General features: G+C 60.1%; 8 protein-coding genes. 2 read left to right on the top strand and 6 right to left on the bottom strand.

What is annotated here, in order from left to right; translation table 11 throughout:
* Positions 1 to 641 (top strand): leucine-rich repeat domain-containing protein (locus tag GM668_RS30680; protein ID WP_229500079.1); only part of this gene is annotated, 641 nt, incomplete at its 5' end.
* A gap of 76 nt (positions 642 to 717) precedes the next feature.
* Here GM668_RS30680 and GM668_RS29225 read toward each other — a convergent pair.
* A complete protein-coding gene (locus GM668_RS29225; protein WP_155442500.1) occupies positions 718 to 3537 on the bottom strand; it encodes a TonB-dependent receptor in 2820 nt (939 codons plus the stop codon).
* Between the two features lie 268 nt (positions 3538 to 3805).
* Between GM668_RS29225 and GM668_RS29220 the strand changes: the two genes are divergently transcribed.
* A complete protein-coding gene (locus GM668_RS29220; protein ID WP_155442499.1) occupies positions 3806 to 5431 on the top strand; it encodes an NAD(P)/FAD-dependent oxidoreductase in 1626 nt (541 codons plus the stop codon).
* 82 nt (positions 5432 to 5513) lie between these two features.
* Here the strand turns inward: GM668_RS29220 and GM668_RS29215 are convergent, their stop codons facing one another.
* From GM668_RS29215 to glnL, 5 genes are all read right to left on the bottom strand, one after another.
* Positions 5514 to 6857, bottom strand: a complete 1344-nt coding sequence (locus tag GM668_RS29215) for a GAF domain-containing sensor histidine kinase (RefSeq protein ID WP_155442498.1) — start codon at positions 6855 to 6857, stop codon at positions 5514 to 5516.
* A gap of 24 nt (positions 6858 to 6881) precedes the next feature.
* Positions 6882 to 8435, bottom strand: a complete 1554-nt coding sequence (locus GM668_RS29210) for a response regulator (RefSeq protein ID WP_155442497.1) — start codon at positions 8433 to 8435, stop codon at positions 6882 to 6884.
* A 144-nt stretch (positions 8436 to 8579) separates the two neighbouring features.
* On the bottom strand, positions 8580 to 9545 hold the full coding sequence (corA, locus tag GM668_RS29205; protein WP_155442496.1) for a magnesium/cobalt transporter CorA: 966 nt from the start codon (positions 9543 to 9545) through the stop codon (positions 8580 to 8582).
* A 66-nt stretch (positions 9546 to 9611) separates the two neighbouring features.
* The gene (gene ntrC / locus GM668_RS29200; RefSeq protein ID WP_155442495.1) at positions 9612 to 11141 is read right to left on the bottom strand and encodes a nitrogen regulation protein NR(I); all 1530 of its coding nucleotides are present in this window, start codon (positions 11139 to 11141) and stop codon (positions 9612 to 9614) included.
* A gap of 93 nt (positions 11142 to 11234) precedes the next feature.
* Complete coding sequence (glnL, locus tag GM668_RS29195) at positions 11235 to 12329, bottom strand: nitrogen regulation protein NR(II) (protein ID WP_155442494.1); 1095 nt, start codon at positions 12327 to 12329, stop codon at positions 11235 to 11237.
* Positions 12330 to 12333 lie beyond the last annotated feature (4 nt).

Here is a 12333-nt window from a genome sequence, read left to right as displayed (position 1 = left end):
GCACATGTATTTCCATCCACTCTTCCTTGTGTAGCACTCAGGTCTCGCGCAAAAGACCTGACTTTACAAAAAAGTGGCTCAGTTTTACTTTGCGCGAAGTGGCTCATTTTTACTCCGCGCGCAACAACCGCTCGAAAACATTTCCCAAGCTGGTGTCTCCGCTGATGCTGAGAACTGCACGCATCTGGCACTGCGGCTACCGCACCCTTGCGCCAGTCGGAGAACTGGGCAATCTTGAGGAACTTGTCATCGGCTCACTCCCTGATTCGTCCATGGAATTTCTGTGCAAACTGTCCCGGCTGCGTTACTTGCGCATTCTGCATATGCCGAAAATTACTGATGTGGCAGCCATTGAACGGTTAACGAATATTGAAGTGCTGTCATTGAGCACGTCACCGGGCTGGGACGCAGCGGGAAAATGCACGGTCGTCGATTCACTGATGCCGCTGGCAAAGCTGCCCAGGCTGAAGCACCTGGAGCTATTCGGAGTCCGCCCGGCCAATAAGTCACTCTGCGACTTGCAACGATGTCCAGCACTCGAGTCTGCGCGCTTCTCACGGTACCCGGCAGATGAAACAGCCCGCTTCTATCGCGAAACGGGAGCACTGAATGTCTGTGCCCCTGAGTCTTCCTTCCAATAATACGGCTGAATCACGCAAAAAAATTGCCGCCCCCACTTGCGCAGGAGCGGCAATCCACATCACCAACTAAGTCCGATTAGAACTTGTAGTTAGCCTTGATGGTGAAGTAACGGCCACGTGCATTGTGCAGCGCCGAGTTGTAGCCACCGGTGCCGTACGATGGATCGTATGGCGCCTTGGTATTCAACACGTTGGCAACGTTGAAGTTGATCACGGTGTTCTTGATGCCGGTGAAGGCATAAGCCAGGTCCACAGTGGTCCATGCCTTCACTTTGCAATCCGGGTAGTACGTGGTGTACTTCGGATTGGTCGTGATCACGTCGCCATAGTAGCAGCCGACTGGATCATTCAAGCCCACGTTGCCGTCATCTTGCGTGGTGTACGCAGCGCGGTAGCTGATCGACGATACGTAGTTGACCGTAGCGGTCAGGCTGTGGGTTGCAATGCTCCAGGTCGAGGACAGCGATGCACGCACGCGCGGGATTTCACCGACGCTGGTGGTGTCGTTGTAGTAGCCGCCGTTGGTGCCCACCAGGTCGATCATTGGGTCGCCGTCAGCCTGCGCTTTCTTGTAGTGCAGCGTGTACGACGCGATCAGGCGGGAATCCAGCTTGCCGTACGCGCCCAGCGAGTTGCGCAGCGCTACGTCCAGGTCGATACCGCTGGTGCGGGTGCCGCCAGCATTGATGTACGGGGTTTCAATGCTGATCAGCGGGCCGGAGTTCGGGATCAGGTTGCCGCTGGCGTCGCGCAGCCACGTGCCCTGGTTCTGGTCACGCTTGACGCGGTAGGCCAGTTTCGGATCCTGGATCACGGCGATTGCCGACATCAGGTCGGTTTCCTTATCCTTGCGGATATTGTAGTAATCGACCGAGATATCGACGTTCTTCGCTGGCGAGAAAATCACGCCAGCAGTGAAGCTCTTCGACGTTTCCGGTACCAGGTCCTTGTTGGATGCTGCCACGCCCGACAGGCTCTTCGCGCAGTCGGTGCTGTCCGCGCCAGGCTTGCCGCAGCGCAGTTTGTCGTTGAAGCTGTTCAGGAAGTACTGGGTACCGCCGTCCACCATCTGCGTCAGCGATGGAGCACGGAAGCCTTCCGAATACGTGCCGCGTACCGCAAATTCCGCGGTCGGGGTGTATTTCACGCCGACTTTCGGCGTAAAGCTGCCCGAGAAACCGTCATATTTGTCGTAACGGCCAGCCGCTTCCACGTCCACGGTCTTCAGCACTGGCAGGCGCACTTCGGTGAACACGGAACGCACGTCGCGCTTCGCGTTCGAGAACGTGTTGACCAGGCCAATGATCTTGCCTTCCACGGTCAACTGGTCCGGCACGATGTTCATTTTTTCCTGCTTCAGCTCGCCGCCCACTGCCAGGCCGATCGCGCCGCCAGGCAACTGGCCCAGTTCCGTGGATGCCTTGGCATCGAACTGGGTAATGCTGGACTTGCCGTCCAGGGTCACGTCACGCGTCACGCCAGGTTGCGCAGCAACTTGCTTGATTGGCATGTTTTCCGTGTACAGCTTTTGTACCAGAGGCAGGTACAGGAAGCCGTTCGACAGCTGGTGGCGCTTCGACTCGTTGTACAGCAGGCCGGTATCCCAGTCCCAGCCCATCGACGAGCCTTTCAGGCCGGCCAGCAAGCGGGTTGCCGTATTTTCATTCGAGCTGCCGCCTTTGGCGTTGGTGAAGCGGTAGTTGACCGCCACCGGTACCGGGGTTGCAGTGCCGTTGGTCGGGTTATCCGGGTGGCCTACAGGCAGGATCGGCTGGAAGCTGATACCGGCGCCTTCTTTCGGGAACACGGTGGTCTTGGAACGCGTCATGGTGCGCGACACGCCGCTGTATTCCAGTTCCGACTTGCTGTACGACGCTTCAGCAAAGGCGGTGACGTCGGCGTTGACCTTGAATTCGCCACGCGCCAGCACGTTGCTGCTTTGGCTCTTGCCTTGCGCATCTTCCAGCTGCCAGCCGTCATAGTTACAGAATTGCTTGCCGATCAGCGGGTCGGACGCCAGCATCGGCGCCAGCGCGGTGGAACCAGTGCGGATCTGCGACGGATCGCAGCTCAGGTCAGCGGAATAGTAACGGTTGAAGTTGCCGCTGCCTTTGGTGGCTTCACGGTAGAACACCGGATATTGGCTGGTGCCGCTGTAGAAGTTGCTCAGGCGGCCGTCCATGATGCGCGATTCTTCGCGCTGCGTGGCCACTGCGTCGTTCAGGCTGGCGCGCTGGCGGCGCGATACGTCAAACGCGACGAACGCGTTGAAACGGTCGGTTTCCAGGTCGCCGAAGCCATAGGCGCCATTGATGTTTTCACGGCCGAAATTGCTGTGGGCGTCAGCGCTGTATTGCGCGGAAATTTCGCCGCCTTTGTAATTGCTTTTGGTGATGAAGTTAATCACACCGGCAATCGCGTCGGAACCGTACACAGCGGAGCCGCCGTCTTTCAGGATTTCCACACGTTCCAGGGCCGACAGAGGAATCGAGTTCAAGTCGTACTGGGTCGACTGGCCGGCGTTCGGGTCAGCGTACGCGGCTGGCGAAATACGGCGGCCGTTAATCAGCACCAGGGTCGATGCCGAGCCCAGGTTACGCAGCGAAGCGGTTGCCAAGCCTTTGGAGAAACCGCCGTCGCGGCTGTCGACTTGCTGGCTGGAACCCAGTGCAGGCAATTTTGCCATCAGGTCGGCAACGCTGGTGGCGCCGGTTTTTTCAATATCTTTACGGCTCAGCACCTGGATCGCAGCCGGGCTCTCGGTCAGCGTCCGTTTCAGGTTGGAACCGGTGATGACGACGCGTTGCGGTTCGTCAGCATCAGCTGCAAATGCGGCATAACTCAAACCTGCGCAACCAATCAGCGCAAGTGCTTGCACAATCAATTTCTTTTGCACGTAGGACTCCGGATAGAAGTAGTAATAATTACGGAATCTGTCCTTTAAGGACGATTGACCCCCTCTGCTGCCGTAACGGATGACTTACGGCAAACAACCCGAGAGTATAAATGCCAATTATGAAAGGTTGTTAGTCGGACGTGGAAAACGTTCCAAAATTTAGACAAAATTAAGGTTGACAAGACTTCCCAGGCCAGTGCACCACTGGCAACTCCACCGTACAGCGGTTAAAATGCCCGGTTTAGCCCGATAACTACGGACCGGAATTATGCTGCGACTGAACGAAGTCAAACTCCCCCTGAACCACGCGGAACACGAGCTGCCTGCCGCGATCCTGGCCCGCCTCGGCATTTCCGCCGAGCAAATGAAAAGCTTCACGGTCTTCAAGCGCAGCTATGATGCGCGCAAGAAAGCCAATATCGTGCTGATTTATTCGGTGGACGTGGAAACCACAGACGACGCCGGCATTTTGAAGCGCAACCAGCGCGACACGCACTTGATGCCGTCGCCGGACATGGAATACAAATTCGTCGCCCATGGCGTCAATGCGGATGGCAAGCAGCCGCGCCCTGTCGTCATCGGCATGGGACCGTGCGGCTTGTTCGCCGCGCTGATCCTCGCGCAAATGGGCTTGAAACCCATCGTGCTGGAACGGGGCAAGACCGTGCGCGAGCGCACCAAGGACACGTTTGGCTTTTGGCGCAAGCGCGTGCTGAATCCGGAATCGAACGTACAATTCGGCGAAGGCGGCGCCGGCACGTTTTCGGACGGAAAACTGTACAGCCAGATCAAAGACCCGAAACACTACGGCCGTAAAGTGCTGACGGAATTCGTCAAGGCCGGTGCGCCGGAAGAAATTGTCTACGTCAGCAAGCCGCACATCGGCACCTTCCGCCTGGTCAAGATGGTGGAAGCCATGCGCGAAGAAATCACGGCACTGGGCGGCGACATCCGTTTTGAGCAGCGCGTGACGGATATTGACATCGAAGAAATCAATGGCGAGCGCCACGTGCGCGGGCTGCAATTGGCCAGCGGTGAAAAACTGGCCACCAACCACGTCGTGCTGGCCATTGGCCACAGCGCGCGCGATACGTTCGAGATGCTGTACAACAAAGGCGTGTACATCGAAGCGAAGCCGTTCTCGATCGGCTTCCGCGTCGAACACCCGCAATCGTTGATCGACCAGTGCCGCTTTGGCCCGAATGCAGGCCACCCTATCCTTGGCGCGGCCGACTACAAGCTGGTGCACCACGCATCGAATGGCCGCGCCGTGTACAGCTTCTGCATGTGCCCTGGCGGCACCGTCGTGGCAGCCGCCTCGGAACCAGGCCGCGTCGTCACCAACGGCATGAGCCAGTATTCGCGCGCCGAGCGCAATGCCAACAGCGCCATTGTCGTGTCGATTTCGCCGGAAGATTATCCGGGCCATCCGCTGGCCGGCATTGAATTCCAGCGCCGCCTGGAAGAAAAAGCGTTTGAACTGGGTGGCTCCAACTACAATGCGCCGGGCCAGCTGATGGGCGACTTCGTGGCAGGCCGCCCGTCGAAAGACTTCGGCGCCGTGGTGCCTTCATACAAGCCGCAAGTGACGTTGACGGACCTGGCCACGATCTTGCCGGAATATGCGGTAACGGCGCTGCGCGAAGCATTCCCTGCGTTCGACAAGCAAATCAAGGGCTACTTCAAGGCCGACGCCGTGCTGACGGGCCTGGAAACCCGCACGTCGTCGCCGATCCGCATCAAGCGCCGCGATGATGATTACCAGAGCTTGAATACGCGCGGCCTGTTCCCGGCTGGCGAAGGCGCCGGTTACGCGGGCGGAATTTTGTCCGCCGGTGTCGATGGCATCAAAGTGGCCGAGGCGGTGGCGCTGGCCATGCAGGCTGCCGCGTAGTACGGGTTCCATTGAACCGCCGTGCATGCGGTTCGACGGCTCATTGGCGGATTTGACTCGGCGCGCCCGTAAAATCCGCCCTTTACGCCTTTAACGGCAAACGGACGTGGAAGCGGCATCCTTTTTCCACGTCCGTATCGGCCCACACCTTGCCGCCCATCTGGTGCACTATCGTATAAACGATATGCATGCCGAGGCCGGAACCGCCCTGCCCCCGCTTGGTGGTAAAGAACGGTTCAAACACGCGTTCGCGCACGCCAGGCGCCAGGCCGATGCCGTCATCGGTAACGACGATCGCCAGCCAGCTCCTGCCTTCGGCCTGCTCTTCACGCGCGCTGATTGTCACGACGCCGGGTCCGCCATCCGGGTAGCCATGCTTGGCTGAATTCATCAGGAAATTCGACAGGATTTGCGACAGCTTGCCGGCCGGCAGGCGGGGCCGCAGGGTGTCGGGAATATCCAGTTCCACCGTGATGGTCCCTTTGCGCAATTCCGGGCTGTGCGCCGACACCACACTGTGCACATAGTCATGCAGCGCCAGCTCCGCCACGTGTTCGGTACCCTGGTCCACTGCCAGCTGCTTGAAGTTGCCGATCAATTCCGCCGCCCGCGCCAGGTTTTGCCCTACCAGCTCGGCCGCGCCCTTCAAGCGCGTAGCCAGCGACACCAGTTCCGAACGGCTTACCTTTGGGCCATCCAGCGTTGCCACCATCTGGTCCGCATACGCGCTCATGCCGGATGCCGCCGTGACCGCCACGCCGATCGGCGTATTGACTTCATGCGCAACACCGGCAACCAGCGCGCCCAGCGCCGCCATTTTTTCCTGCTCCACCATGCTCGCTTGCGCGGCGCGCAGCGCTTCCGTGCGCTGTTCCACCAAGTGTTCCAGCAGCGCTTCCCGGTCCTGGTGCTGCAGTTCCGCCGCGCAGCGGGCGGCAAAAATCGACAGCAGCGACAGCGCCAGCAGCCGTTTGTTTTCATCCATCGGCTTGGTGTCGATGGCTGACAAGATGCCCAAGGTCCGGCCCTCCGTGTCGATCATCGGCATGCCGACATAGCTTTCCGCGCACATGTCGACCAGCAGCGTATCTTTCGGGTAATCGGCCTGGATACCGCACGCATGGAAGCACATGGTCTGGTCCGTCACGTCCTGGCAAGGCGTGTGCAGCAGGCTGTATTCCATATTGTCGATATGCTTGCCGCCCGCCCACACGGCCAGCGTGCGGATGCCTTCCCCGCCGTCCGGCATCATGATGACGCGCCCCGCAATCACATAGGTTACGTCCAGCGCTTCGGCCAGGTCCTTGACCAGCGTGCGCAGAAATTCATCGCCGCGCAGGCGCGCCGTGGATGCCGTGATGCCGCGCAGCGCCGCTTCCGCCAGCAGGCGTCCGTCATGTTCATCAAACAGGGCAGGCGTGTCCATTTGAGACTCCGTTTGAGACTCCGTTCATGCGGGAGGCAGGCGCGCATACAGCGCACGCAATGCCTCGGTTTCAGCCAGCAAATGCTGCACCAGCGCCGGGTCGAAGCGCTTGCCGCTTTCCTGCCGCACTTGCTCCAGCGTGTAATCCAGTGGCCACGCGGGCCGGTAACAGCGCGGGCTGACCATGGCATCGACAAAATCCGCCAGCGCCGCGATGCGGCCGGCCATGCTGATCCGCTCTCCCGGCAAGCCGCGCGGATAACCGCTGCCATCCCACCGCTCGTGGTGTTCATACGCGATCGTGGCAGCCAGCTGCAATACCGGCTGGTTCGAGCGGGACAGCATGTCGCGCCCGGTCTGGCAATGGCTGCGCATCACCGCCCATTGCTCGCCGCTCAGCGCGCCCGGCGTATTGAGCACCGTATCGGGCACCCCGCTATGCCCGATATCGTGCAAGCCGGCCGCCTGCCGCAGCTGGCGGATCAGTTGTGGCGGCAAGCCTGCCGCACAAGCCAGCATGGCCGCGATTTCGCCTACCCGCACCACGTGGTCGCCTGCCACCGCGGAACGCCGCTCCAGCGCTTCGCCGAGGATGCCGATGATGGCGTCCTGCGTGGCGGCGGCTTCTTCCCGCTGTACGAGCTTTTCATACGTGCTGGCCACATTGGCGGAAAACAGCGCCAGCAATTCTCGGTCACTGTCGCCGATAGCGTCTGAAAACGACATATACAGCAAGCTTTCATTGCCTTCCCGAGTACGGTAATAACACGCGTACCACGTATCGCCATGGTGGTCGCGCCGTTCCCGCATGCAGCGCATGAACGCATGGCGTACCGGCACCGGCAAATGGTCCAGCGTTTCATCGGACTGCAAGCCTGCATAGGCCGGCGTCACGGCCAGCACTTTCAGGCTTTCGCCCTGCCTGGCCGCCGCATAGGCATTCACGCGGCTGGCGCAAACGCCTTCGCCATCGTGACCCAGCAGTGCGCTGGCCTGTTCCAGCACGGACGAACAAAAACTGCGCAAATTGTCGGAATCGCAAACGTGGGTAATAGCGTCGATGGAACGGCGCAAGCCGATGCGGGCCCGCTCCAGGCGCATCAAGTCGCGGTAGCCGCGCAGCGCGGAATAAAACACGGTGGACAGCTTGGCGTGCGTCAGGTCGGTCTTTTCCCGGTAATCGTTGATGTCGAACGATTTCAGCACGTACGCCTGCGGCGCCTGCCCCGGCTGACCCGTGCGCAGCACGATGCGCGCCGTGCTGTTGCCCAATTCTTCGCGGATGTAGCGCACCAGGTCCAGGCCAGCGTGCTCGCTCTCCATGACGACGTCGAGCAAAATCAGCGCGAACTGGTTGGGCTGGCCGAGCAAGACGCGCGCTTCGGCAGCCGAATAACAGTGCGTAAAGCGCATCGGGCGCCCGTCGAACGTGAAATCGCCCATCACCAGCTCCGTCACCTGGTGCACGGACTTTTCATCGTCGACGATGAGAATTTCCCATGGCGCGGGGCCGGAGGCCGCCTTTTGCGACGGCGGCGCATCGTCGTCGAACAGCATGTCATCGTCGTCATGGCTCATCGCGGCCTCTTCGCGGACGTTCCGCGGACATCAGCGGATATTCAGGACATCACTACAGGATGTCACTATTTTACATCCGCCAACTGGTCGCACTCACAAACTGGCAACAAGATTGTTGCCACGGACAACATGCACTGCGGCGCCCTAGATCCAGCCCGCCTTGCGGAAGCGGCGGTACAGCGCGTAAGAAGAGGAAAACATCAGGGCCAGCGCCATCGGATAGCCATATTTCCACTCCAGCTCCGGCATGAACTTGAAATTCATGCCCCACAAGCCTGCCCACGCCGTCAGCACGGCGAAAATCGCGGCCCAGGCAGCGAGGCGCTTGTTCACTTCGCCCTCTTCCAGCGCCACCATCGACAAGTGCACCTGGATGGCCGTGACGATGGTGTCGCGGATGGTATCGAGCGACGTGGTGATGCGGAACAGGTGGTCTTGCACGTCGCGGAAGTAGTCTTGCGTATCGTCGCAAATGGCGGGCACGCGGCCGCCATGCAGCTTGCCGACAGCATCGAGCATGGGCGTGACCACGTGGCGCATGGTCATGACTTTGCGTTTCAGCGCATACAGCCGCGCGATGTTGTCGCGCTGGGCCGCCGTGGAAAAGATGCGCTCTTCCAGCGCTTCCAGTTCGGTTTCCATCGCATCGACGATGGGGAAATAGCGGTCAACCACGGCGTCCATCAGCGCGTACAGCACGAACGACGGACCCTGTTTCAGCAAATGGGGTTCGTGTTCCGCACGCGAGCGCACGCCGAGGAAATCCTGGCGGCTGTTCTGGCGGTTCGACAGCACATAATTCTTGCCAACGAAGATATCGACTTCGCCCACCACCAGTTCATCGCCATGCTGTTCCATGACTTTGACGACGGTGAACAGCGAGTCGCCATATTCTTCAATCTTGGGACGCTGGTGGCCGCGGCTGGCGTCTTCCACGGCCAGCGCGTGCAGGCCGAATTCTTCCTGCATTTTCGCCAGTTCCGCCGGTTCCGCATCGCGCAGCGCCACCCAGACAAAACAGTCGCCCCGCTCGACATAGTCGCTGATGGCTTCGACATCGATATCGGCGAGTTTGTTCCCGTCTTTGTAGGCAACGCAGTTGATCAGCATGGGCAATCTTGAGGCAAAAACGGCAGCTTACCATGGCGGGGCGGTTCCACGAACCGCCCCGCCAGCTCAATCGTCCTTGGCGCCGTCGATGCCCAGTTCCGCAATCTTGCGCGTGATGGTGTTGCGGCCTATCCCCAGCCGCACCGCCGCGTCATTCTTGCGGCCATGCGTGTGGCGCAATGCCGTGCGGATCAAGGTGGATTCAAATTGGCGCCCCAGCACATCCATGACATCTTGCTGCCCGCTGGCCAGCATGCCGGCCGCCTGCATTTCCAGCAAGTGCAGCCATCCTTCCGGACTGCCATGGACCGCGGCGCCGTTGGCGCCTTCCTGCACCGGCATCGGATGCACGGTGCCATGGTGCGTCATGGCCGGATGTTCCTGTGCATGCCACGCGGCAGTCGGCGCCGGCGGCACGCTGGGCGCGTGGGCGCCACCGCCCTGCTCTTGCGACAGCTCGACCGGCAAATCCTTGATTTCCACGGTCTGGCCCGGCGCCATGACCGTGATCCAGTTGCACAGGTTTTCCAGCTGGCGCACGTTGCCCGGCAATTCCAGGCTGCACAGGAATTGCAGTGCCGCATCGCTCATGCGTTTCGCTTCCACGCCCAGCTGTTTCGCACTTTGCACCAAGAAGTGGCGCACCAAAATGGGGATATCTTCGCGGCGCTCCCTCAAAGAGGGCAAACGCAGGCGAATCACGTTGAGCCGGTGGTACAAGTCTTCCCGGAACAGCCCATCACGGACACGCTGCTCCAGATTTTGGTGCGTCGCTGTAATCACGCGCACGTTGGCTTTCATGGGCTGGTGGCCGCCGACCCGGTAGAAATGGCCATCGGACAGCACGCGCAGCAAGCGCGTTTGCAAGTCAAACGGCATGTCGCCGATTTCATCCATGAACAGCGTACCGTTTTCCGCCTGTTCAAAGCGGCCCCGGCGCGTCGTCTGCGCCCCCGTGAACGCGCCGCGCTCGTGGCCAAACAACTCGGATTCCAGCAAGTCTTTCGGGATGGCCGCCGTATTGATGGCGACAAACGGCTGCGATGCGCGCGGGCTGTGCTTGTGCAGTGCGCGCGCCACCAATTCTTTGCCGGTGCCGGATTCGCCCGTGATCAGCACGGTGACATTCGATTGCGACAGGCGGCCAATGGCGCGGAACACTTCCTGCATGGCAGGCGCCTGGCCCAGGATTTCCGGCGTATCGGCCGGGCCGGACTCCACGCTGGTTTCACGCAAGCTTTCTTCCAGCGCGCGGCGGATCAGTTCAACCGCTTTATCGATGTCGAACGGCTTGGCCAGGTATTCAAACGCACCGCCCTGGAATGCCGCCACGGCGGAATCCAGGTCGGAAAATGCCGTGATGATAATGACAGGCAAAGCCGGCAAGCGTTCTTTGACCACCGCCAGCAAATCCAACCCGGAATCGCCCGGCATGCGGATATCCGACACCAGCACTTGCGGTGTTTCGCGGTCCAGCGCGGCGATCGCATCACGTGCGTTGGCAAAACTGCGGGTCGCCAGGTTTTCCCGCGCCAGCGCTTTTTCCAATACCCAGCGGATCGATTCGTCGTCGTCTACTATCCAGATTGGCTTCATGTATTCTGTACTTCCCGCAATATCGATCGTCAATAGAAACTGCTACGTATTGCCATTCACGGTGCCTGATACCAAAGGTGTCAGGTACCACCGTCAAGGCAACGGCAGCAAAATCCGGAAATCCGTCAGTCCGGGCCGGCTTTCACACTCAATCACGCCCATGTGCTGTTGCACGAAGGTTTGTGCCAGCGTCAGCCCCAAACCGCTGCCGCCATCCCGTCCCGACACCAGCGGGTAGAAAATGCGGTCGCGGATCTGGGACGGAATGCCCGGTCCGTTGTCGATGATATGCAAATCTAATGCCAGGTTATAGCGCACCTTCGCCAGGGTCACCTGGCGGCCAATGCGCGTACGGAAAATCAATTCCGCATCGCCCTGCGCGATGCGTTCGGACAGTGCTTGCGCGGCATTGTGCGCAATGTTCAGCACGGTCTGTATCAACTGTTCCTTATCGCCGCGGAACTCAGGGATGGACGCATCGTAGTCGCGGCGGATCGTCAGCCCGGCGGGGAATTCCGCCAGGATCAGGCTGCGCACCCGTTCGCACACTTCGTGGATGTTGACGTCGCCCACGATATGCGGGCGGCGGTGCGGCGCCAGCAAGCGGTCGACCAGCGTTTGCAGCCGGTCCGCTTCCTTGATGATCACTTGTGTATATTCACGCAACTCGGCCAGGTGGCGCGGCGGCAATTCCATTTCCAGCAATTGCGCGGCGCCCCGCAAGCCGCCCAGCGGGTTCTTGATTTCATGCGCCAGGTTGCGGATCAATTCCTTGTTGACCTGGCTTTGATCGAGGATGCGCTCTTCGCGGTCCAGCTTGAGTTGCTGCACGTTTTCACGCAGTTCAATCAGCACCAGCTCGTCTTCATCCAGCGCAGCAACAATCGTATGCACTTGCAGCGGGTCCTTGCCGACGCGCTCCAACGTCAAGTCTTGCCGCAAGTCCGAATATTTGTGTTCGCGCGCTTGCGCAATGATGTGCGCCAATTCCTCGGGATTGGAAAACAGCGCGGACAATTTCTGGCGCGACAGCGCCTTCAGCGAACTTTCCAGCAAGTTTTCCGCTGCTGCATTGGCGTACACAATGTGGCCGCCGACGTCGAGCAAGATCACGCCGGACGCCAGCAAATCCAGGCCGGCATAGGATGCTTTTCCGCCGGCGCGGGCGATATTGGTACCAAGGCTCATTCCC

The sequence above is a fragment of the Pseudoduganella ginsengisoli genome (assembly GCF_009720865.1).
Classification (GTDB): Bacteria; Pseudomonadota; Gammaproteobacteria; order Burkholderiales; family Burkholderiaceae_D; genus Rugamonas; species Rugamonas ginsengisoli.
This window is presented reverse-complemented; position numbering and strand designations above follow the sequence as displayed.